This is a genomic window from Pantoea sp. SYBGC1 (assembly GCF_057197005.1).
The window spans coordinates 56260-78748 of sequence record NZ_JBXUNM010000001.1; the positions used below are offsets into that span (position 1 = coordinate 56260).

General features: G+C 57.8%; 17 protein-coding genes. 13 read left to right on the forward strand and 4 right to left on the reverse strand.

Features of this window, described 5'->3' with window-relative positions:
- Nucleotides 1–37: 37 nt before the first annotated feature.
- The 6 genes from ihfB (at nt 38) to kdsB (ending at nt 6537) form a co-directional block, all read left to right on the forward strand.
- Nucleotides 38–322: an integration host factor subunit beta gene (gene ihfB, locus AC2CF9_RS00255; protein WP_010618275.1), complete on the forward strand. Its 285-nt coding sequence runs from the start codon at nt 38–40 to the stop codon at nt 320–322.
- Between the two features lie 202 nt (nt 323–524).
- Nucleotides 525–2783: a DNA internalization-related competence protein ComEC/Rec2 gene (locus AC2CF9_RS00260; RefSeq protein ID WP_484555994.1), complete on the forward strand. Its 2259-nt coding sequence runs from the start codon at nt 525–527 to the stop codon at nt 2781–2783.
- A 34-nt stretch (nt 2784–2817) separates the two neighbouring features.
- A complete protein-coding gene (msbA, locus tag AC2CF9_RS00265; protein WP_150017251.1) occupies nt 2818–4566 on the forward strand; it encodes a lipid A ABC transporter ATP-binding protein/permease MsbA in 1749 nt (582 codons plus the stop codon).
- Nucleotides 4563–5546: a tetraacyldisaccharide 4'-kinase gene (gene lpxK, locus AC2CF9_RS00270; protein WP_484555995.1), complete on the forward strand. Its 984-nt coding sequence runs from the start codon at nt 4563–4565 to the stop codon at nt 5544–5546. Before msbA ends, lpxK begins: the two co-directional genes overlap by 4 nt.
- Before the next feature lie 62 nt (nt 5547–5608).
- Nucleotides 5609–5791 (forward strand): Trm112 family protein, encoded by a 183-nt coding sequence (locus AC2CF9_RS00275; RefSeq protein WP_039383570.1) that lies wholly within the window; start codon nt 5609–5611, stop codon nt 5789–5791.
- Nucleotides 5788–6537: a 3-deoxy-manno-octulosonate cytidylyltransferase gene (kdsB, locus tag AC2CF9_RS00280; protein ID WP_484555996.1), complete on the forward strand. Its 750-nt coding sequence runs from the start codon at nt 5788–5790 to the stop codon at nt 6535–6537. The genes AC2CF9_RS00275 and kdsB overlap by 4 nt, the downstream gene beginning before the upstream one ends.
- A 64-nt stretch (nt 6538–6601) precedes the next feature.
- On the opposite strand, the gene elyC is transcribed toward kdsB, so the two are convergent.
- A complete protein-coding gene (gene elyC / locus AC2CF9_RS00285) occupies nt 6602–7387 on the reverse strand; it encodes an envelope biogenesis factor ElyC (RefSeq protein WP_484555997.1) in 786 nt (261 codons plus the stop codon).
- 124 nt (nt 7388–7511) lie between these two features.
- Here elyC and cmoM point away from each other — a divergent pair, with 124 nt between their 5' ends.
- From cmoM to AC2CF9_RS00320, 7 genes are all read left to right on the forward strand, one after another.
- Nucleotides 7512–8282 (forward strand): tRNA uridine 5-oxyacetic acid(34) methyltransferase CmoM, encoded by a 771-nt coding sequence (cmoM, locus tag AC2CF9_RS00290; protein WP_150017254.1) that lies wholly within the window; start codon nt 7512–7514, stop codon nt 8280–8282.
- Between the two features lie 11 nt (nt 8283–8293).
- Nucleotides 8294–9616 (forward strand): chromosome partition protein MukF, encoded by a 1323-nt coding sequence (gene mukF, locus AC2CF9_RS00295; RefSeq protein ID WP_039383581.1) that lies wholly within the window; start codon nt 8294–8296, stop codon nt 9614–9616.
- Nucleotides 9597–10337: a chromosome partition protein MukE gene (gene mukE / locus AC2CF9_RS00300; protein WP_150017255.1), complete on the forward strand. Its 741-nt coding sequence runs from the start codon at nt 9597–9599 to the stop codon at nt 10335–10337. Before mukF ends, mukE begins: the two co-directional genes overlap by 20 nt.
- Nucleotides 10334–14800, forward strand: a complete 4467-nt coding sequence (gene mukB, locus AC2CF9_RS00305) for a chromosome partition protein MukB (protein WP_484555998.1) — start codon at nt 10334–10336, stop codon at nt 14798–14800. Before mukE ends, mukB begins: the two co-directional genes overlap by 4 nt.
- Before the next feature lie 155 nt (nt 14801–14955).
- Nucleotides 14956–16767 (forward strand): L,D-transpeptidase, encoded by a 1812-nt coding sequence (gene ldtD, locus AC2CF9_RS00310; protein ID WP_150017257.1) that lies wholly within the window; start codon nt 14956–14958, stop codon nt 16765–16767.
- Nucleotides 16768–16954: 187 nt separating this feature from the next.
- Nucleotides 16955–17506, forward strand: a complete 552-nt coding sequence (gene mepK / locus AC2CF9_RS00315) for a peptidoglycan L,D-endopeptidase MepK (RefSeq protein ID WP_039383591.1) — start codon at nt 16955–16957, stop codon at nt 17504–17506.
- A gap of 36 nt (nt 17507–17542) precedes the next feature.
- Nucleotides 17543–18172 carry an MBL fold metallo-hydrolase gene (locus AC2CF9_RS00320; RefSeq protein ID WP_484555999.1) on the forward strand — a complete coding sequence of 210 codons (630 nt, stop codon included), beginning with the start codon at nt 17543–17545 and terminating at the stop codon, nt 18170–18172.
- A gap of 55 nt (nt 18173–18227) precedes the next feature.
- On the opposite strand, the gene AC2CF9_RS00325 is transcribed toward AC2CF9_RS00320, so the two are convergent.
- The 3 genes from AC2CF9_RS00325 to asnS form a co-directional block, all read right to left on the reverse strand.
- On the reverse strand, nt 18228–19418 hold the full coding sequence (locus AC2CF9_RS00325) for an amino acid aminotransferase (protein ID WP_484556000.1): 1191 nt from the start codon (nt 19416–19418) through the stop codon (nt 18228–18230).
- 200 nt (nt 19419–19618) lie between these two features.
- Nucleotides 19619–20725, reverse strand: coding sequence for a porin OmpC (gene ompC / locus AC2CF9_RS00330; RefSeq protein ID WP_304621817.1), 1107 nt, complete (start codon nt 20723–20725; stop codon nt 19619–19621).
- Between the two features lie 300 nt (nt 20726–21025).
- Nucleotides 21026–22426: an asparagine--tRNA ligase gene (gene asnS / locus AC2CF9_RS00335; protein ID WP_104084732.1), complete on the reverse strand. Its 1401-nt coding sequence runs from the start codon at nt 22424–22426 to the stop codon at nt 21026–21028.
- Between the last annotated feature and the right edge of the window lie 63 nt (nt 22427–22489).

Below are 22489 nucleotides of genomic sequence, written 5' to 3' on the forward strand. Positions count from 1 at the left end.
GTCATACCTTTCCAAACAGGGATTAACCGGAGGATTCATGACCAAGTCAGAACTGATTGAAAGACTTGCTGGCCAGCATACTCATATTCCGGCGAAAGTCGTTGAGGATGCGGTCAAAGAGATGCTCGAGCACATGGCCACGACGCTGGCACAGGGTGAGCGCATCGAAATCCGGGGATTCGGCAGCTTTTCTTTGCACTACCGCGCACCGCGCACTGGTCGTAACCCGAAAACGGGTGACAAAGTGGAATTGGAAGGTAAATACGTTCCCCACTTCAAACCAGGCAAAGAACTGCGTGACCGTGCAAATATCTACGGCTAAGCCGTTACCGAACCATAAAGCGACACCTCCGGGTGTCGTTTTTTTTTGCTGCCGCTCTGTGATTTGCGAGCGCGATCCCGCCGCGCTGTAATGCATATCGCTGCACCTGGAAAAGTTTTGACGCGCTGACGCAACTTCATTTGACGTAAGCTTTTTTCTCTCACTGACTGCCGCACAATGGCGCTGTCTGACGGAGAGAAATATGCACATTACATGGACCACCGGCGCAGGTATCGCCATTCTTGCCACCCTGCCTCTGCTGCTGCTGCCGCAGATCCCATCCGGCATCACGCTGGCCGTGCTGACTCTCATCGCTATTTTTTTACTGCATCGGTCGCATAAAGCTGCCGTGCTGGCAGGGATAACGCTGCTGGTAGCGTGCTGGGCACAGGGTGAAGCGCGCAGCCTGCTGAATGCGATGGAGCTGCTCACCCGACGGCCGGTGGACGCCACGGTCAGCGTCAGCGCAATCGACACCCGGCAAAACCTGCTGCTGGTCAGGCTTATCCGCGTTGACGGACGGCTGCAGTTTCCGCCGCTGTTTGTACAAATCAGTAATGTGAGTGACACAGAAAACTGGTGCGCAGGGCAGCGCTGGCACATGCGGCTGCGGCTGCGGGCAGTACATGGTCGCCTGAATGAGGGCGGATACGATCTGCAGCGCGTGCGGGTTGCAAATCATTTGCCGCTGCAGGGGCGTATCATGCATCAGCAGCAGATTTCAGAACGCTGCAGCCTGCGGGCAACCCTGGTGGCTCGCTATCAGGCCGCCCTCGCGGAGCTAAAGCAGCCGGCAATTCTGCAGGCGCTGGCGTTTGGCGATCGCTCGCAGATGCAGGCGCCGCTGCGACAGCTTCTGCGCGATACCGGCACCGCGCACCTGATGGCCATTTCCGGAATGCATATTGCGCTGGCGGCCACTGGTGGCTGGCTGCTGGCGCGGGCGATACAGTTTGCGTTACCTGCCCGCTATATCAGCTGGCGGTTCCCGCTGATCGTCAGCTGGCTGACCGCTGCTCTCTACTGCTGGATCGCCGGCAGCCATGCGCCCGCGCAGCGGGCTATGCTTGCGCTGACGCTCTGGAGCGCTATACGCGCAGCGGGCTGGCAGCTCAGCGCCTGGCAAATCTGGCTGCTGTGCGTGGGCGCACTGCTGCTGTTTGATCCGCTGGCGGTCCTGTCGGAGAGTTTCTGGCTCTCGGCCCTGGCGGTAGCGATGCTGATTATCTGGTTCAGCTGGTTCGCCCTGCCATATCCTTACCGCACACGGCGTCGCTGGCTGCCGCTGCAGCTACTGCATCTGCAGCTTGGCATGATGATTCTGATGGCGCCACTGCAGATCTTTCTGTTTCAGGGCATCAGCCTGACCGCGCTGCTGGCCAACCTGCTGGCGGTGCCGGTTATCTCCTTTATTACGGTGCCGCTGCTGCTGCTGGCGCTGCTTGTGCCATTGCAAAAGGCGGCACAGCCGCTGTGGTGGTTAGCCGATCGTTCAGTGGACTATCTGGTGCAGGCGCTCCAGTGGCTGCCCGCTGGCTGGCTGAGCCTGCATCAGACGTTGCCCGCTCTCATAGTGATCTGGGGTGGATTGCTGTTGTGGCGCAGCGGGCTGATTGCCCGTACATCGGCCCGCTTCGCCAGCCTGCTGCTGGCACTGCTGCTGGGACGCACTGACGCGCAGCAGAGCGACTGGCAAATCGATTTTCTCGATATTGGTCATGGTCTGGCGGTTGCGATCACGCAGGGAAGGGAGGTGGTACTGTATGACACCGGGCCGGCGTGGCAGCAGGGCGATGCCGGCGAGCGCACTATTTTGCCCTGGCTGAACTACACCGGGCGCACGCTACAGGGTGTCATACTGAGCCACCGGCATCTCGATCACCGTGGCGGGCTGAACGCGCTGCTACGTGCCCGCCCGGCGCTGACGATCCGTAGCGCGCTGGGGGAACCCGGACATCTGCCTTGCGTGCGTGGCCAGCAGTGGCAGTGGGGGCAGCTGCGCTTTACCGCTCTGTGGCCGCCAGCACTGCCGGTCGCGGGGCACAATAATGATTCGTGCGTGGTGCGGGTGGATGATGGCCAGGTCAGTTTACTGCTGACAGGCGATCTGGAACAGGCGGGGGAACGCAAGCTGGCCGCGCTGGAAAAGGGTCAGTTGCAGGCTACACTGCTTCAGGTGCCGCACCACGGCAGCCGGACCTCCTCTACACCCCTGTTTCTCCGGCATATAGCAGGCGAAGCGGCGGTGGCTTCTGTGGCGCGCTATAACGCCTGGCGTATGCCCGCCCGCGCAGTGGTAAAGCGTTACCGCGAGCAGGGCTATCGCTGGGCAGATACCGCACGCTCGGGGCAGGTTCGCATTCGCATCAGCCAGGGCCGCTGGCAGATGCAGGGACTGCGCGAGCAAATAAAGCCGCGCTGGTATCATCAGTGGTTTGGCGTAAAAGATGATTCCAGGTAGAATGAGCGGCTATTTCAAACAGCGTGAATAAATAATGCATCAAGACAAAGATCTCTCAACCTGGCAGACATTCCGCCGGCTCTGGCCAATGATTGCGCCGCACAAGGCTGGCCTTATCGTCTCCGCCGTGGCACTGGTGCTCAATGCGGCAGGCGACACCCTAATGCTCTCCCTGTTGAAACCTTTACTGGATGATGGTTTCGGTAAAGCGGATAAATCTGTTCTGCTGTGGATGCCGCTGGCTGTCATGGGCCTGATGCTGATACGTGGCGTCACCAGCTATATCTCCAGCTACTGCATCTCCTGGGTGTCAGGTAATGTGGTGATGAACATGCGTCGCCGTCTGTTCGGACACATGATGGGAATGCCGGTGGCGTTCTTTGATCAGCAGTCTACCGGCACGCTACTGTCACGTATTACCTATGACTCAGAACAGGTGGCCTCCTCCTCATCCAGTGCCCTGGTAACCGTAGTGCGCGAGGGCGCCTCGATTATCGGCCTGTTTATTATGATGTTCTACTACAGCTGGCAGCTCTCACTGATTTTGATCCTGCTGGCACCGCTGGTCTCGTTTGCAATCCGTACCGTTTCAAAGCGCTTTCGCAACATCAGCCGAAACATGCAGAACACCATGGGACAGGTCACCACCAGCGCAGAACAGATGCTGAAAGGGCACAAAGAAGTGCTGATTTTTGGCGGTCAGGAAGTGGAAGCGGAACGTTTCTCTCAGGTCAGCAATAAAATGCGTCAGCAGGGGATGAAACTGGTTTCTGCCTCATCCATCTCCGATCCGGTGATCCAGCTTATCGCCTCACTGGCGCTGGCGTTTGTACTCTATGCCGCCAGCTTCCCCAGCGTGATGGAAACGCTGACCGCCGGTACCATTACCGTGGTCTTCTCTTCCATGATTGCCCTGATGCGCCCGCTGAAATCGCTGACCAACGTTAACGCCCAGTTCCAGCGCGGTATGGCAGCCTGCCAGACGCTGTTCTCTATCCTCGATAGCGAGCAGGAAGTGGATAACGGCACGCGCACGATTGAGCGGGCTAAAGGCGACGTTGAGTTTCGCAACGTGACCTTTACCTATCCGGGGCGTGAGATCCCGGCGCTGCGCGATATTAACCTGACGCTGCCGGCGGGTAAAACGGTTGCGCTTGTCGGCCGCTCCGGCTCGGGTAAATCGACCATGGCCAGCCTGCTGACGCGCTTTTATGATATCGATTCCGGCGAAATTCGGCTGGATGGACACGATCTGCGTGAATACACCCTGCGCTCATTACGTAATCAGGTAGCGCTGGTATCACAGAATGTGCATCTGTTTAACGACACCATCGCCAATAACATTGCTTATGCGCGTAACGGTGACTATAGCCGGGCACAGATTGAACAGGCCGCTACCATGGCGCACGCTATGGATTTCATTAACAAAATGGATAAAGGCCTGGATACGATCATCGGTGAAAACGGCGTACTGCTCTCCGGTGGCCAGCGCCAGCGTATTGCGATTGCGCGCGCGCTGCTGCGCGACTGCCCGATTCTGATTCTGGATGAGGCGACATCTGCGCTGGATACGGAGTCAGAGCGCGCCATTCAGTCGGCGCTGGATGAGCTGCAGAAAAACCGGACCTCGCTGGTGATCGCACACCGCCTCTCTACCATTGAAAAAGCAGATGAGATCGTGGTGGTCGAGGATGGTCGTATTGTTGAACGCGGTACGCATGAACTGCTGCTGGCGGAGAAAGGGGCTTATGCACAGCTGCATAAGTTACAGTTCGGTCAATGATTGAGCGCATCTGGAGCGGGCGCTCACCGCTGTGGCTGCTGCTATGGCCGCTCAGCCTGCTTTATGGTGCCATTACCTGGCTGATTCGCCTGAGCTATCAGCGTGGCTGGCAGCAGAGCTGGCGGGCACCCTGTCCGGTGGTGGTGGTCGGTAACCTGACGGCAGGCGGTAACGGTAAGACGCCGGTGGTGATCTGGCTGACAGAAGCGCTGCAGGCGCGCGGGCTGCGTCCGGGCGTAGTGTCACGCGGCTACGGGGGGAAAGCGGCACACTATCCGCTGCTGGTGACCGGGGAAACCTCAACGGCCGAGGCAGGGGATGAACCCGTGCTGATTGCACAACGCACCGGCGTACCGGTTGCCGTGGCGCCCCGGCGCCGTCAGGCTATCGAAGCGCTGCTGGCGGCGCATTCGCTGGACATCATCATCACGGATGATGGCCTGCAGCACTATGCGCTGCAGCGCGATCGCGAAATTGTGGTGGTGGATGGCGTGCGCCGCTTTGGCAACGGCTGGTGGTTACCCGCCGGGCCTATGCGGGAGCGTGCGCACCGGCTGCAGCAGGTGGATGCGGTGATCGTTAATGGTGGCAATGCCATCAGTCCGGAAATTGCCATGACGCTGCAGCCGGGTCGGGCGGTTAACCTGCTATCGGGCGAAACCGCTGCGCTCAGTGCGCTGCCAGATATTGTGGCGATGGCCGGCATTGGCCATCCGCCGCGCTTTTTCACCACGCTGCAGCAGCAGGGCATTAAAACGGTAGCAGAAATCGCGTTTGCCGATCATCACGCTTACAGCGAACCGGAGCTTGCCGGCCTGACGCTGAGCGGACAATGTCTGCTGATGACGGAGAAAGATGCGGTGAAGTGCCGCAAGTTTGCGCGCGACAACTGGTGGTATCTGCCGGTAGAGGCGCAGCTTTCCGGTGCGGCAGTGGCACCGCTGCTCGACGATATCACCCGGCTGGCCCGCGGCGCGTAATAGAGTCTGGCAACCGCTATGGTATGCTGACTAACTGACCCCGATCCTGAAAGGAGAAAAGTATGGATCACCGTTTACTTGAGATTGTGGCCTGTCCGGTTTGTAACGGAAAACTCTACTTCAACAAGGCGCAGCAGGAGCTTATCTGCAAGCCTGACGGACTGGCATTCCCGGTCCGGGATGGCATTCCGGTGCTGCTGGAAACCGAGGCGCGAACGCTGACGGCTGAAGAGATCCATCCATGAGTTTTGTTGCTATCATTCCGGCGCGCTACGCTTCGACGCGTCTGCCGGGTAAACCGCTGGTCGATATCCACGGTAAGCCCATGGTCGTGCACGTCATGGAGCGTGCGCGGGAGTCGGGAGCCGATCGCGTAATCGTTGCAACCGATCACCCCGAAGTCGCTGCGGCAGTGACTGCGGCCGGCGGTGAAGTCTGTATGACGCGCGCCGATCATCAGTCCGGCACCGAGCGGCTGGCTGAAGTCATTGAAGCCTGCAACTTTGACGATGACACTATCATTGTCAATGTGCAGGGCGATGAGCCGATGATCCCGGCCGGCATTGTGCGTCAGGTGGCGGAGAATCTCGCCGCGGCAGAAGCTGGCATGGCCACGCTGGCGGTGCCAATCACTGATGCCGATGAGGCGTTTAATCCGAATGCGGTTAAAGTGGTAACCGACCGGCAGGGCTACGCGCTCTATTTCTCACGGGCCACCATTCCCTGGGATCGCGAGCGCTATGCGCAGTCGCGTGAGCAGGCGGGAGATACGCTGCTGAGGCATATCGGTATTTATGCCTACCGCGCCGGCTTTATTCGCCGCTACGTCGCCTGGCAGCCCTGTGCGCTGGAGCAGATTGAGCTACTGGAGCAGCTACGCGTGCTCTGGTATGGCGAAAAAATTCATGTGGCCGTTGCCACAACTATCCCGAGCGTGGGCGTGGATACACCAGAAGATCTGGCGCGCGTACGCGCGGCGATGCAGCGTTAACTCTCTCTGTCAGGCCAGCAGGCGCAACGCCGCTGGCTCTGTCTGACACTTTCGCTTTCTGGCATCAGGGCGCAGCGTCGTCACGGCTGCCCGACTGACCGCGCAAATGCTGCCAGATCTGTCCCAGCGTCTCATAAATAGCCCGTTCACTGTGGCTCAGCCAGAGTGGCGAGGGCAGCGCACGCTCCCAGCCGTTAAGCGGCGAGACGATCGCCATCTGATTGGCGGGCGCGGGGATCGGTGCCAGTCCGGCGTGGTGAAAAAAAGCCATCGCACGCGGCAGATGATTGGCGGAGGTGACCAGCAGAAATGCGCTGCTGCCCGTCATCTGTTTTACCGCCTGCGCCTCTTCAGCGGTATCTTTCGGCGAATCAAGCGTAATGATGGCGCTATGCGGTACGCCAAGGCTCATCGCGACGTCGGCGGCAACCGCGGCGTTGCTGCGCGGATTCTGGCCTGCCGCCGCACCGGTAAAGATCATTTTGGCCTGCGGGTTGCGTCGCCACTGCCTTACGCCCTCCGTCACGCGCGGCAGGCTGTTACCAATCAGGTTAGAGCCGGGCGCCCAGTCCGGGTTCCAGGTATAACCGCCGCCCAGCACCACAATCCAGGCCACCGGCGTCGTACCGTTCCACGTCGGGTAGCGGTTTTCCAGCGGCAGCAGCAGGCGATCGGCCACCGGCTGCAGACTCAGCAACAGCAGCAGCAGCCAGCTGACGGAGAGTAAAACTTTGGCGCTTTTTTGCCAGCGCGTCAGCCAGAGCAGCAAAAGTCCGGCTGCCATCAGCAGTAACAGCAGCGGCAAAGGCAGAAGCAAACCGCCAATGACTTTTTTTAAGGCAAATAACATCCTTTTTTACTCCTTTTGTCTGAAAAAACAGCAGCCAGACAGTTACTGCAGCGTGAAAGGTTCATTCCTGGTGAGCCTGTGACAAAATAGCACAAGTTAACTGCCGCAAACCGGAGCGCACACCATGCAGGATCGTAATTTCGACGATCTGGCGGATAAATTCTCGCAAAACATTTACGGCACCCGCAAAGGGCTGGTGCGTCAGGCCATTCTGTGGGATGAGCTGGAGGCGCTGCTGCCGTCACTGCCTGCCGGACCGCTCGCTGTGCTGGATGCTGGCGGCGGCGTGGGTCAAATCTCCAGCGGACTCGCTGCCCGCGGGCATCAGGTCACGCTCTGCGATCTCTCCGCTGAAATGCTGAAACTGGCGGCGGACCACGCACGGGAAACCGGCGTCAGCCACAATATGCGGTTCCGGCAAGTCAGCGCTCAGCAGGTAGGCGAGCATTTGGATACGCCAGTCGATCTGGTATTGTTTCACGCGGTGCTGGAGTGGGTGGCCGATCCGCTGGCCGTGCTGCAGGCGCTGTGGCAGACGCTGAAACCAGGCGGTGTGCTGTCGCTGATGTTTTACAACGCGCACGGGCTGACGTTTCGCACGCTTACGCTGGGTAATTTCGGCTACCTGCGTGCCAATATGACCAAACGCAAAAAGCGTACCCTGTCGCCCGATTTTCCGCGCGAGCCGCAGGACGTCTATCAATGGCTCACGCAGTGCGGTTTTGTGATTGAGCAGCGCACCGGTGTTCGCGTGTTCAGTGATTACATGAAACCGCAGCCCGGTGCAGGTAAGAGCGTGGAAGAGATTATTGAAATGGAGCGGCGCTACTGTCGTCAGGAGCCCTTTTTGAGCTTAGGGCGTTATATCCATGTGACGGCGCGCAAACCCAGGTAAAAGGATCAACTATGAGCGATTTTTCCCAGACGGTGCCAGAACTGGTGGCCTGGGCACGCAAAAACGATTTCTCGCTTGCGCTGCCGGTAGAACGTCTGGCCTTTTTGCTGGCCATCGCCACCCTTAACGGTGAGCGCATGGACGGTGAAATGAGTGAAGGTGAGCTGACTGACGCCTTTCGTCACGTCAGCAAAGCGTTTGAACAGACGCATGAAACCGTCCAGGTGCGTGCGAACAATGCGATTAACGACCTGGTACGGCAGCGACTGCTTAACCGGTTTACCAGCGAGGTGTCTGAAGGGCACGCTATCTATCGCCTGACGCCGCTGGGAATTGGCATCACCGACTACTATATCCGCCAGCGCGAATTCTCTACGCTGCGTCTCTCAATGCAGCTCTCAATTGTGGGTCAGGAGCTGAAGCGTGCCGCTGACGCCGCTGAAGAAGATGGCGATGAGTTTCACTGGCACCGCAACGTATTTGCTCCGCTGAAATATTCGGTTGCCGAGATTTTTGACAGCATCGATATGACGCAGCGCCTGATGGATGAGCAGCAGCAGACGGTAAAAAATGATATCGCCGCGCTGCTCAATAAAGACTGGCGCGCCGCGATCTCCAGCTGTGAACTGCTGCTCTCTGAGACCTCCGGCACGCTGCGTGAACTGCAGGATACGCTGGAAGCGGCGGGCGATAAGCTGCAGGCTAACCTGCTGCGCATCCAGGATGCCACGCTGAGCAGTCCCGATCTCGGTTTTGTCGACAAACTGGTTTATGACCTGCAGAACAAACTCGATCGCATTATCAGCTGGGGTCAGCAGGCGATTGACCTGTGGATCGGCTATGACCGTCACGTACATAAGTTTATCCGTACCGCGATTGATATGGATAAAAATCGGGTCTTTGCACAGCGACTGCGTCAGTCGGTACAGAACTATTTTGATCAGCCGTGGATGCTGACTTACGCCAGCGCTGACCGCCTGCTCGATATGCGCGATGAAGAGATGACGCTGCGTAACGATGAGGTCATGGGCGAGCTTCCGCCGGAAATGGAGTATGAAGAGTTTAACGAGATCCGCGAGCAGCTGGCCGCCATGATTGAAGAGGCGCTGGCTGTATATCGTCGCGAGCAAAAACCGCTGCATCTTGCCACCGTCATGCGCGAATATCTTGCGCAATATCCGCGCGCGCGCCATTTCGATCTGGCGCGTATCGTGATCGATCAGGCGGTGCGGCTGGGCGTTGCTGAAGCAGATTTAGCCGGTTTGCCAGCAGAATGGCAGACCATTAATGATTACGGAGCCAAGGTGCAGGCGCATGTCATCGACAAATATTGAACAAGTGATGCCGGTTAAACTGGCACTGGCGCTGGCCAATCCCCTTTTTCCGGCGCTCGACAGTCAGCTGCGCGCAGGCCGGCATATCGGTATCGAAGAGCTGGATAATCACGCTTTTCTGATGGACTACCAAACCTATCTTGAAGAGTTTTATGCTCGCTATAACGTGGAGCTGATCCGCGCGCCAGAAGGCTTCTTCTACCTGCGGCCGCGCTCAACCACGCTGATCCCACGCTCGGTGCTCTCTGAGCTGGATATGATGGTAGGCAAAATTCTCTGTTACCTCTATCTGAGCCCGGAGCGTCTGGCAAACGAGGGTATTTTTACCCAGCAGGAGCTCTATGATGAGCTGCTGTCGCTGGCGGATGAACACAAGCTGCTTAAGCTGGTCAATCAGCGCTCAACCGGTTCCGATCTCGATCGTACCCGCCTGCAGGAGAAGATGCGCGCCTCACTGAGCCGTCTGCGCCGCCTGGGAATGGTGTGGTTTATGGGTAACGACAGCAGCAAATTTCGCATTATGGAATCAGTCTTTCGCTTTGGTGCTGACGTACGCAGCGGTGACGATGCGCGTGAGGCGCAGCTGCGCCTGATCCGCGTGGGTGAAGCGATGACACCCGAAGAGGCTGCCGTTTCTGCAACAGCCGATGAGGCGGAGCAGGAGAGTGAACATTCAGAGAGCGGTGATGCGACTGATAACGCGGAGGAGAAGCAGGTATGATTGAACGCGGTAAGTTTCGTTCGCTGACACTGATCAACTGGAATGGCTTTTTTGCCCGCACCTTTGATCTCGATGAACTGGTGACCACGCTTTCAGGCGGTAACGGTGCCGGTAAATCCACCACCATGGCCGCGTTTGTTACGGCGATGATCCCCGATTTAACCCTGCTGCACTTCCGTAACACCACGGAAGCAGGCGCCACGTCAGGCTCCCGCGACAAAGGTCTGCACGGTAAACTGCGCGCTGGCGTCTGCTATTCAGTGCTGGATGTCGTCAACTCACGCCATCAGCGCGTTGTGGTCGGGGTGCGTCTGCAGCAGGTGGCCGGGCGCGATAAAAAAGTGGATATCAAACCCTTCAGTATTCATGGCCTGCCCGTGGATGCGCTGCCCACGGACATGCTGACCGAGATCCTTAACAGCCGTCAGGCGCGTGTGCTGCCGCTGACAGAGGTTAAAGATCGCGTTGAAGCGCAGGAGGGCGTGCAGTTCCGCCAGTACAGCTCCATTACTGATTATCACGCCATGCTGTTTGAACTCGGCGTGGTGCCGCGTCGCCTGCGTTCAGCCAGCGATCGCAGTAAATTCTACCGGCTGATTGAGGCGTCGCTCTACGGCGGTATCTCCAGCGCCATCACCCGTTCGCTGCGCGACTATCTGCTGCCGGAAAACGGCGGCGTGCGTAAAGCGTTTCAGGATATGGAAGCAGCACTGCGTGAGAACCGCATGACGCTGGAAGCGATTCGCGTGACGCAGTCCGATCGCGATCTGTTCAAACATCTGATCTCTGAGGCGACCAGCTACGTCTCAGCTGACTATATGCGTCATGCAAACGAACGGCGCGTACATCTGGATGGGGCGCTGCAGCTGCGCAATGAGCTGTTCAGCAGCCGCAACCAGCTGGTGTCGGAGCAGTATCGTCACGTGGAAATGGCGCGTGAGCTGGCTGAGCACAGCGCCGCTGAAAGCGATCTGGAAATCGATTATCAGGCGGCCAGCGATCATCTTAATCTGGTGCAGACCGCAATGCGCCAGCAGGAGAAAATCGCGCGTTATGACGCCGATCTCGAAGAGCTGAGCTACCGGCTGGAAGAGCAGAATGAGGTCGTAGCTGAAGCGCGTGAGATCCAGGAAGAGAATGAGGCGCGCGCCGAAGCCGCTGAAATTGAAGTGGATGAGCTGAAAAGTCAGCTGGCCGATTTCCAGCAGGCGCTGGATGTGCAGCAGACGCGCTCTATTCAGTATCAGCAGGCGCTGCAGGCGCTGGAGAAAGCCCGTACGCGCTGCCAGCTGCCGGACCTGACGATTGATAACGCCGCTGACTGGCTGGAGACGTTCCAGGCACGCGACGAAGAGGCGACCGGCCAGCTGCTGCGGCTGGAGCAGAAACTGAGTATGGCGGAAGCCGCACACAGCCAGTTTGAGCAGGCGCTGGCGCTGGTGACCAGCATTGCCGGTGAGGTCAGCCGTCAGGACGCCTGGCAGGTGGGCCGCCAGCTGCTGCGCGACGCCGCAAATCAGCGTCACTATGCCGATCAGCTGGCGTCACTGCGGCTGCGTCTTAACGAATCAGAAGGTCGCCTGCGCGAGCAGCATGAGGCTGAACGCCTGCTGGCAGAGTTCTGCAAACGTCAGGGCGAGCATTATGAAGCAGACGCGCTGGAAGGGCTGCAGCGCGAGCTGGAAGCGCAGATTGAGCAGCTCAGCGCCACCGTTGCCGATGCCGGTGAACAGCGCATGCAGATGCGTCAGGAGCTGGAGCAGCTGCGCGAACGTATCGCAACGCTGACGGCACGCGCACCGCACTGGCTGGCCGCTCAGGAGATCCTGACGCAGCTTAGCGAACAGACCGGTGAGCAGCTGAGCAGCAGTCAGCAGGTGACCGCCTTTATGCAGCAGCTGCTGGAGCGCGAGCGTGAAACCACCGTAGAGCGCGATGAAATTGCAGCGCGTAAACGCGACGTTGAGCAGCAGATTGAACGCCTCAGCCAGCCAGGCGGCGCGGAAGATGCACGCCTCACGCAGCTGGCAGAACGCTTTGGCGGCGTGCTGCTCTCCGAAATTTATGACGATGTTACGCTGGACGATGCCCCCTATTTTTCCGCGCTCTACGGGCCTTCCCGCCACGCCATCGTGGTGCCGGATCTGTCGCTGATACGCGAACAGCTCGAAGGGCTGGAAGAGTGCCCGGAAGATCTCTATCTGATCGAGGGCGATCCGCAATCCTTTGATGACAGCGTCTTCAGCGTAGATGAGCTGGATAAAGCTGTCGTGGTCAAAGTCGCCGAGCGTCAGTGGCGCTATTCGCGTTTTCCTAAGGTGCCGCTGTTTGGCCGCGCCGCACGTGAAAACCAGCTTGAGCTGCTGGGCATTGAACGCGACAGGCTGGCAGAACGCTACGCGACGCTCTCATTTGACGTACAGAAAACGCAGCGTCTGCATCAGTCTTTCAGCCGCTTTATCGGCAGCCATCTGGCGGTGGCGTTTGATGAGGATCCGGAAGCGCAAATCCGTCAGCTTAACGGCCGGCGCAGTGAGCTGGAGCGCGGACTGGCGCAGCATGAGAGTAATAACCAGCAGCAGCGTGCGCAGTTTGAACAGGCGCGCGACGGCGTCGCCCAGCTTAACCGCCTGCTGCCGCGCGTCAACCTGCTGCTGGATGACACCCTGCCGGATCGCTGCGAAGAGATCCGTGAGCGGGTGGAAGAGGCGCAGGAGGCGGCGCGCTTCCTGCACCAGCACGGCAGCAAACTCAGCAAGCTGGAGTCGCTGGTGGCGGTGCTGCAGAACGATCCGCAGCAGCACGATCAGCTGCAGCGTGACTACCAGCAGGCGCAGGCGCAGCAGCTCAGCGCGCGCCAGCAGGCGTTTGCGCTGACGGAAGTGGTGCAGCGCCGCGCCCACTTCAGCTATGCCGATTCAGCCGGGATGCTGACCGGCAACAGCGATCTCTCTGATAAGCTGCGGCAGCGCCTGGAACAGGCTGAAGGCGAGCGCAGCCGCGCCCGCGAACGCCTGCGTGAACATCAGGCGCAGCTGACGCAGTACTCGCAGGTGCTGGCCTCGCTGCGCAGTTCGCACGATGCCAAACGCGACATGCTGAAAGAGCTGCAGCAGGAGATGCAGGATATCGGCGTTCACGCCGATGCCAGCGCGGAAGAGCGGGCGCGTATCCGGCGCGATGAACTCTATACCGCGCTCAGCCATAACCGGGCGCGGCGTAACCAGCTGGAGAAACAACTGACGTTCTGTGAAGCAGAAATGGACAGCCTGCAGAAAAAGCTGCGTAAGCTGGAGCGCGATTATCGCGTCCTGCGTGAGCAGGTGGTCAGTGCCAAAGCGGGCTGGTGCTCGGTACTGCGTCTGGTTAAAGACAACGGCGTGGAGCGACGTCTGCACCGGCGCGAGCTGGCCTATATGAGCGGTGACGAGCTGCGCTCAATGTCCGATAAAGCCCTTGGCGCGCTGCGTCTTGCGGTCGCGGATAATGAACATCTGCGTGACGTTCTGCGCATGTCGGAAGATCCCAGACGTCCGGAGCGTAAAATTCAGTTCTTTATCGCCGTTTATCAGCATCTGCGCGAACGTATCCGTCAGGATATTATCCGTACTGACGATCCGGTCGAGGCGATTGAGCAGATGGAGATTGAGCTGAACCGTCTGACCGAAGAGCTGACGGCGCGTGAGCAGACGCTGGCAATCAGCTCACGCAGTGCGGCCAATATTATTCGCAAGACAATTCAGCGCGAACAGAACCGCATCCGGCAGCTGAACCAGGGGCTGCAGACGGTGAGTTTTGGTCAGGTGAAGAGCGTGCGGCTTAACGTCAACGTGCGTGAGACGCACGCTACGCTGCTGGATACGCTCTCCGAAGAGCACGAGCAGCATCAGGATCTCTTTACCAGTAACCGGCTGACATTCTCGGAAGCGCTGGCCAAACTCTATCAGCGTCTCAATCCGCAGATTGATATGGGCCAGCGTACGCCGCAGACCATCGGTGAGGAGCTGCTGGATTACCGCAACTATCTGGAGATGGAAGTTGAAGTAAACCGCGGTTCCGACGGCTGGCTGCGCGCGGAAAGCGGGGCGCTCTCAACCGGCGAGGCGATCGGTACCGGGATGTCAATTCTGGTGATGGTTGTGCAGAGCTGGGAAGAGGAGTCGCGTCGTCTGCGCGGCAAAGATATCTCGCCGTGCCGTCTGCTGTTCCTCGATGAAGCGGCGCGTCTGGATGCCCGCTCAATCGCGACGCTGTTTGAACTCTGTGAGCGTCTGGAGATGCAGCTGGTGATCGCCGCGCCGGAAAATATCAGTCCGGAAAAAGGCACCACCTATAAACTGGTTCGTAAAGTATTTAACAATACGGAGCATGTGCACGTAGTGGGCCTGCGCGGTTTTTCCGCCGATCCGGCACCGGTAAAAACGGCGCAAAGCGAGCTGGGGCTGGAAACGCAAAATAGCTAAGCGCCTGTCTGGTTAAACCGCGCAACCAGCGTTAATCTGTAAACGGCATTGGCCCTGAGAGGCGAATGCCGTTTTTTCTTTATATACTCATCATGAAAGTCAGGTTGTACGCAGCGCACAGGGCAGGCTGCGTCTCAGGTAACAAGGGGGCAGGGATGTTGCTGAGTAAAACGTTCAGATTTAATCGCATGGCGCTGGTGTTTAGCGTTGTGCTGGCAGGCTTGCCGCTGGCCGCAGGGCAGGCTGCACAAACCGCCAGCATGACAGCCGGCGGGCACGGCACCACGTCAGTGGCGGCTAGCCAGCAGCAGATCCTGCAGGCGTTCAGCGCCAGCGATCGCCCTTTTTACCTGCCGGGCCTGGCGGGTCTCTATGCAGCGCGCGGAATGGCGCCACTCTGGCAGGACCGCGATGCGGTACAGGCGTTTCAGCAGCAGCTGGCTGAGGTCGCGCTTTCAGGCGTGCAGCCGCAGTTCAGCCGCTGGGTTGAGCGGCTGACCGATCCGGACATTAAAGGCTTTGCGCGTGACGTGGTGCTGAGCGATGCCATGCTGGGTTATCTGCAGTTTGTGGCGGGCGTACCGGCGCAGGGTGAAACCTGGCTTTACAGTAACGTGCCCTACCGGCTTACCATGCCGTCGCTGTCAGCGATCAATCAGTGGCAGAATGCGGTCAACGCTGGCGGCAGCCGCGCGTTTGTGATCTCTCTGCAGCCGCAGCATCCGCAGTATCAGCCGATGCATGCGGCGCTGAAAACGCTGCTGACAGATAATCGTCCCTGGCCGCAGCTGCGTGACAAAGCGACGCTGCGTCCGGGGCAGGTCAGCGATGATGTGCCGGCGCTGCGGGAAATCCTTCAACGCACCGGTATGCTGACCGCATCTGACCACACTACTACGCCAGCACCGGATGAAGATGCGGTGCCGGCAGGTGCCGTGCCGATCGCTGAAAGCCAGCCGGTAGCAGTGAGCCCCTCCGCCACCAGCGTCACCGATCTCCCGGCTCCGACGCCGCAGCCGGCAGGAAATATCCTGGCAGGGTCACCTTCTGCAGCCAGCAATATCTATGACACTGCGCTGGTTGAGGGCGTGAAGCGCTTTCAGCACTGGCAGGGACTGGCAGATGACGGCGCAATTGGCCCGCGCACCCGCGAGTGGCTCAATGTCTCACCGCAGATGCGCGCCTCGCTGCTGGCGCTGAACATTCAGCGTCTGCGGCTGCTGCCGGATGATATGCATAACGGAATAATGGTGAATATTCCCAACTATTCGCTGACCTACTATAACAACGGCAGCACGGTGCTCTCATCGCGGGTTATTGTCGGACGGCCCGATCGCAAAACGCCGCTGATGCGCAGCGCGCTCAACAACGTGGTGCTCAATCCGCCGTGGAACGTGCCGACCACGCTGGTGCGTCAGGATATTGTGCCAAAGGTGAAGCAGGATCCCGGTTATCTCTACCGGCACGGATATACGCTGCTGTCGGGCTGGAGCGCTGACGCTGAAGTGATCGACCCGACGATGATCAACTGGCAGATGGTTTCTGCTGCCAGCTTCCCCTATCGCATCCGTCAGGCACCGGGCGCTACCAATTCACTGGGACGCTATAAGTTTAATATGCCCAGTTCAGACGCCATCTATCTGCACGATACGCCAAACCACGGCCTGTTTCAGCGCGATATTCGTGCGCTCAGCTCCGGCTGCGTACGCGTAAATAAAGCCTCCGATCTGGCTAACCTGCTGCTGCAGGACGCTGGCTGGAATGATAGCCGTATTTCCAGCACGCTGAAGCAGGGTGACACGCGCTATGTGCCGATTCGGCATCGTATTCCGGTCAACCTGTACTATCTGACCGCCTGGGTCAGCGATGACGGGCAGGCGCAATATCGTACAGATATTTACAATTATGATAATACGGCGCGTTCCGGCAGCCAGGTGCTGGCGCGGGCAGGGCAGCTCCTGCTGTAGCGTGCTGATTTTCGCCAGGTTGTTGACAGACGAAACGCCCCTGAAACCCGGCCAGAAATTTGCTTCTGGTCGGGTTTTGCACATTCTGAGACAGATTCCGGGTTGACTGATATCCATGCTGCCGTTACTGTGCGGCCTTGTGTACTTTTTACACATTCAATGTGTTTTATTCAGGTAACCTCGTTTCATGGCTAATATCGATTCTCAGCGCCGCCGCTTACTGCTGCTTGGCGGCGCAGCAGCAGGCCTCTCCCTGCTCCCCGGCTCAGCGCTGGCCTCTGTGTCGACCTCTCGTCCGCGTATTCTGACGCTCAGCAACATGCATACCGGTGAAACCCTCAAAACCGAGTTTTTCAACGGTAAAAGCTACGACCGCGACGAGCTGGCGCGTCTTAACCACTTTTTCCGCGACTATCGCGCGAATAAAGTGAAAAGTATCGATCCCCACCTGTTCGATCAGCTCTACCGCCTGCAGGCGCTGCTGGATACCCGCAAACCGGTACAGCTCATCTCAGGCTATCGCACGCTGTCGACCAACAATATGCTGCGCGAATCGGGCCCTGGCGTGGCGAAGCATAGCTACCATACCAAAGGCCAGGCGATGGATTTCCATATTGAGGGCATTGCCCTGAGCAATGTGCGTAAAGCGGCGTTATCTATGCGCGCGGGTGGTGTAGGATATTATCCACGCAGCAACTTCGTACACATAGATACCGGGCCTGCAAGGCACTGGTCCTGACGCCGGCAGCGCTGCGTGTGCCGGTCATGGAGCGTTATGAATTATCACATTATTCCGGTTACCGCCTTTTCGCAAAACTGCTCAGCTATCTGGGATGAAGAGACGGGGATTGCCGCCCTGGTCGATCCCGGCGGCGATGCGGAGACCATCAAAGCGGCGCTGGCGGAGCGCGGCCTGAAGCCGTCGCAGATTTTGCTGACGCACGGCCACCTCGACCATGCCGGCGCGGCGGCTGAGCTGGCGGCCCATTTTCAGATACCGGTAACCGGCCCGCATCAGCTGGATAAGGTCTGGCTCGATAATCTGCCCACGCAGAGCCGGATGTTTGGCCTGCCGGAGTGTGCACCGCTGACGCCGGATCGCTGGCTGGAAGAGGGTGATGTGGTGGAGCTGGGCAACGTGGCGCTGGAGGTGCTGCACTGTCCGGGTCATACCCCGGGGCACATTGTCTTTTTTGACCGCGCCGGAAAGCTGCTTATCTCAGGAGACGTGATCTTCAGCGGCGACGTCGGACGCACCGACTTCCCGCAGGGCAGCCACAGCGATCTGATCAGTGCCATCAAAACCAAATTGCTGCCGCTGGGCGACGACATTGCATTTGTACCCGGGCACGGGCCGGTATCCACGCTGGGACGTGAACGGCTGACCAATCCTTTCCTGCAGTAGCCATAAAAAAAGCGGCGGGTGAGAGCTTCACCCGCCGCCTGTTCACGCATTTCGCTTAGAGTACGGCGACTATCGCTTCACACAGCGCCGACATATTATCCGGCGTCATGCCTGCCACGTTAACGCGACCTGAGTTCACCGCATATACGCCAAATTCGTCACGCAGACGCACAACCTGATCTTTGGTCAGGCCGCTGAATGAGAACATGCCGTTCTGTTTAATGATGAAGCTGAAATCCTGACGCGCGCCTTTTTCTGCCAGCGTATTCACAAACAGCTGACGCATGCGCTGAATACGCTGACGCATATCGGTCAGCTCCTGTACCCAGATAGTCCGCAGCGCCTCATTGCTGAGGATAGTGGCGACAACGGCAGCGCCGTGCGACGGCGGATTAGAGTAGTTGGCACGGATGCTGTATTTCACCTGGCTGAATGCGGTTTTAGCCGCGTCGCTGCTGGCCGCTACCAGCGTCAGGGCGCCGACGCGCTCGTTATAGAGGCCAAAGTTCTTGGAGTAGGAGCTGGCAACCAGCAGCTCCTGATGGGCTGCGGCAAAAATGCGCAGGCCTTCAGCATCTTCATCCAGACCGCGTGCAAAACCCTGATAGGCGAAGTCAAACAGCGGCAGCCAGCCCTTTTCCTGCGACAGCGCTGCGAGCTGTTGCCACTGCTCGCGCGTCGGATCGATGCCGGTCGGATTATGGCAGCAGCCGTGGAACAGCACCACGTCGCCCGCCTGCGCCTGCTGCAGCGCCGCCAGCATGCCGTCGAAATCGAGCGTGTGGTTTGCGGCGTCGTAGTACTGATATTCACACACCTCAAGGCCGGCAGCGTTAAACACGTTTTTATGGTTTGGCCAGCTTGGATTGCTCACCCAGACGCGTTTAACGCTGGTCTGCGTGGCGAGAAAATCCGCCGCCACGCGCAGGGCGCCGGTGCCACCTGGCGTCTGCGCCGTGCAGGCGCGGCCTGCGGCAATAAGCGGGCTGTCGTTGCCAAACAGCAGCGCCTGAGTGCAGCGGGCAAAATCGGGCAGGCCGTCAATGCTCAGGTAGTTTTTAGTCGTCTCATTTTCCAGCAGATACTGCTCAGCTTTTTTCACGCTGGTCAGCACCGGCGTTTTTCCGGTTTCATCTTTGTATACGCCAATGCCCAGATTAATTTTATGCGGACGGTCATCAGCGCGAAACAGATCGGCCAGCCCCAGAATAGGGTCGGCAGGTGCGGCAGAGATAGATTCAAACATGAGTCAGTTCCGTTTGGGTGAACTTTAGCGAAATGAGCTATCAGGTTAACGTCAGACGCGGGGCTTGCCAACCGCCCATCTCAAAAAGAATTGTGCCGCTGGCGGATATAAGCGCTGCTAATTGCGAGGTGGATCACTGAAAAGAAAAACGGAGCCATCAGGCTCCGTTTTATGTGGTTAAACCGTGCTGATTCGCAGAATCAGAACTGGTAAACCAGGCCTACGCCAACGGTATCATCGGTAGTGATGCCAGCAGCGCGGGTAAAGTCATTTTCATCCATCAGGTTGATCTGGTAGTCAACATAGGTAGACATGTTTTTGTTGAAGTAGTAGTAAGTACCCACTGAAACGTACTTATACAGGTCCTGATCGCCCCAGGTCTCGATGTCCTTGCCTTTAGACTGGACGTAAGCCAGGGATGGGCGCAGACCGAAGTCGAACTGGTACTGAGCTACAACTTCAAACTTCTGCTCTTTGTTTACTGCACCGTTGAGTTCTGCAGGAGTATCAGCGTTAGTTGTAATCCAGGTTGAGTTACGGCTCTCACCGTACATCGCAGCCAGGTATACGTTGTTCGCATCATATTTCAGCGCGGTTGACCAGGCGTCAGCTTTCTCGCTGCCGTTGCCATAGAAAGCGCCCTGCTGGCCGTTGGTACGGTCAGAAGAGGAGTATGCCGCAGAAACACCTACGCCGATCTCAGAGGTATAGGTTAAAGAAGTACCCCAGCCGTCGCCGTTTGCGCGATCTGCTCCACGACCGTTTGTGGACTCTTCGTTTTTGCCCTGATACTGAGCCGCGAACGCCAGGCCATCAACCAGACCAAAGAAGTTGCTGTTGCGGTAGGTCGCCAGACCGTTAGAACGACCCAGCATAAAGTTGTCAGAACGACCAGAGTCGCCGCCGAATACTGGCAGAACGTCGGTCCACGCCAGTGGATCGTAGCCTACGCCGTAGTTACGACCGTAGTCGAATGAGCCGTAGTCGCCAAATTTCAGACCGGCAAAGCCCAGACGGGTTTTGGAACCTTCAGTACCCTGAGATTCAGCAACGTTTGCCTGGATGTTGTATTCCCACTGGCCGTAACCGGTCAGCTGGTCGGTAATCTGCGTTTCACCCTTGAAACCAAAGCGCACATAAGAGGCGTCGCCGTCGTTGCCAGCGTCGTCAGAGAATGTGTGGCGTGCGTCAACTTTTCCGTAGAGGTCCAGTTTGTTGCCATCTTTGTTATAGATTTCTGCTGCATTTGCTGCACCGGCAGCTAACAGAGCAGGGATAACCACTGCAAGAATGTTGCGCTTCATCATTATTTATTACCCTCATTGGAGTTATCTGGACACCTGCCACTGCCGTCAGGAAAACTTTACAGGAACCCTGAAAGAAGTTTGGTGTCTCATATGTCTGCACGCATCTTTTCACTCCGCAGTTGCTATTTCTAGCCCGAAAATGATTCAAATCTCCTAATTGAGTATCAAAAAGAAAAATTGTGTGACAATTTGTAATAATTACGGAACTTTGTGAGATATCTCAAGATTTACAAAAATAAAAAAAGGCCGGCAGTGCCGACCTCGGTATATATATGAATTTCTTATATTTAATTGCGCAAATCAGAAATTCGCGTTGCGCGGAGTACGCGGGAAGGGGATAACGTCCCTTACATTTTGTACGCCAGTGACATAGGCGATCAAACGTTCAAACCCTAAACCAAAGCCAGCGTGCGGTACGGTGCCGTAACGACGCAGGTCGCGATACCACCAGTAATCCTCTTTGTTCAGCCCCATCTCTGCCAGACGGGCATCCAGCACATCCAGCCGCTCTTCACGCTGCGATCCACCAATAATTTCGCCAATACCCGGCGCCAGCACGTCCATTGCCGCTACGGTTTTACCGTCATCATTCATACGCATGTAGAACGCTTTAATATCTTTCGGGTAGTTCTTCACCACCACCGGCGCCTTGAAGTGTTTCTCAGCCAGATAGCGCTCATGTTCAGAAGAGAGATCCACACCCCATGCAACCGGGTTTTCAAAGCTCTGGCCGCTCTTCAGCAATATGTCAACTGCGTCGGTATAGTCTACCTGCGCAAAATCGGTGGTAACAAAACGCTCAAGACGCGCAACGGCATCTTTATCCACGCGCTCGGCAAAGAACGCCATGTCATCGGCACGTTCATTTAGTACAGCTTTGAAGACATATTTCAGCATCGCTTCAGCCAGCGCTGCGGCGTCATCCAGCGTGGCAAAGGCCACTTCCGGCTCCAGCATCCAGAATTCCGCCAGGTGGCGGCTGGTGTTGGAGTTTTCCGCGCGGAACGTCGGGCCAAAGGTGTAGACTTTTGACAGCGCACAGGCATACGTTTCAGCATTCAGCTGACCCGATACGGTCAGGAACGCCTCTTTACCGAAGAAATCTTTGTCATAATCCACTTTACCCTGCGGATCGCGCGGCAGGTTTTCCATATCCAGCGTCGATACGCGGAACATTTCGCCTGCACCTTCCGTATCAGATGCGGTGATCAGCGGTGTGGAAACCCAGAAATAGCCGTTTTCATGGAAAAAGCGATGCAGCGCCTGCGCCAGGGTATGACGCACGCGCGCGACGGCGCCAACCAGGTTAGTACGCGGGCGCAGGTGAGCCACTTCGCGCAGATACTCGATGCTGTGACGTTTGGCAGCCATCGGGTAAGTGTCAGGATCGTCAACCCAGCCGGTCACTTCAACACGGGTGGCCTGCAGCTCAAATGCCTGACCCTGGCCCGGTGATTCCACCACGGTGCCGGTAACAATGACCGAGCAGCCGGTGGTCAGACGCAGCACTTCATCCTGATAATTATTCAGAGAATTATTGACGACAGCCTGAACGGGATTAAAGCAGGAGCCGTCATAAACGGCGATAAAGGAAAGACCGGCTTTGGAATCTCTTCGGGTACGCACCCAGCCGCGTACGGTGACTTCACTGTCAACCGCGACCCGACCGTGCAGTACATCCGCTACAGGCACTACGCTCATAAAAATCTCTCTATATATAGATGAAATAACAGGTGTCCCGCCGCACCCGGCTATCGTCACAGG

Excerpts from the sequence above, each read along its gene's own strand:
- kdsB (WP_484555996.1), top strand. The coding sequence starts at position 5,788 with ATGAGTTTTGTTGCTATCATTCCGGCGCGCTACGCTTCGACGCGTCTG.
- lpxK (WP_484555995.1), top strand. The coding sequence starts at position 4,563 with ATGATTGAGCGCATCTGGAGCGGGCGCTCACCGCTGTGGCTGCTGCTA.
- msbA (WP_150017251.1), top strand. The coding sequence starts at position 2,818 with ATGCATCAAGACAAAGATCTCTCAACCTGGCAGACATTCCGCCGGCTC.
- mukE (WP_150017255.1), top strand. The coding sequence starts at position 9,597 with ATGTCATCGACAAATATTGAACAAGTGATGCCGGTTAAACTGGCACTG.
- mepK (WP_039383591.1), top strand. The coding sequence starts at position 16,955 with ATGGCTAATATCGATTCTCAGCGCCGCCGCTTACTGCTGCTTGGCGGC.
- ldtD (WP_150017257.1), top strand. The coding sequence starts at position 14,956 with ATGTTGCTGAGTAAAACGTTCAGATTTAATCGCATGGCGCTGGTGTTT.
- mukF (WP_039383581.1), top strand. The coding sequence starts at position 8,294 with ATGAGCGATTTTTCCCAGACGGTGCCAGAACTGGTGGCCTGGGCACGC.
- AC2CF9_RS00325 (WP_484556000.1), bottom strand. The coding sequence starts at position 19,418 with ATGTTTGAATCTATCTCTGCCGCACCTGCCGACCCTATTCTGGGGCTG.
- asnS (WP_104084732.1), bottom strand. The coding sequence starts at position 22,426 with ATGAGCGTAGTGCCTGTAGCGGATGTACTGCACGGTCGGGTCGCGGTT.
- ompC (WP_304621817.1), bottom strand. The coding sequence starts at position 20,725 with ATGATGAAGCGCAACATTCTTGCAGTGGTTATCCCTGCTCTGTTAGCT.
- mukB (WP_484555998.1), top strand. The coding sequence starts at position 10,334 with ATGATTGAACGCGGTAAGTTTCGTTCGCTGACACTGATCAACTGGAAT.
- AC2CF9_RS00275 (WP_039383570.1), top strand. The coding sequence starts at position 5,609 with ATGGATCACCGTTTACTTGAGATTGTGGCCTGTCCGGTTTGTAACGGA.
- elyC (WP_484555997.1), bottom strand. The coding sequence starts at position 7,387 with ATGTTATTTGCCTTAAAAAAAGTCATTGGCGGTTTGCTTCTGCCTTTG.
- AC2CF9_RS00320 (WP_484555999.1), top strand. The coding sequence starts at position 17,543 with ATGAATTATCACATTATTCCGGTTACCGCCTTTTCGCAAAACTGCTCA.
- AC2CF9_RS00260 (WP_484555994.1), top strand. The coding sequence starts at position 525 with ATGCACATTACATGGACCACCGGCGCAGGTATCGCCATTCTTGCCACC.
- ihfB (WP_010618275.1), top strand. The coding sequence starts at position 38 with ATGACCAAGTCAGAACTGATTGAAAGACTTGCTGGCCAGCATACTCAT.
- cmoM (WP_150017254.1), top strand. The coding sequence starts at position 7,512 with ATGCAGGATCGTAATTTCGACGATCTGGCGGATAAATTCTCGCAAAAC.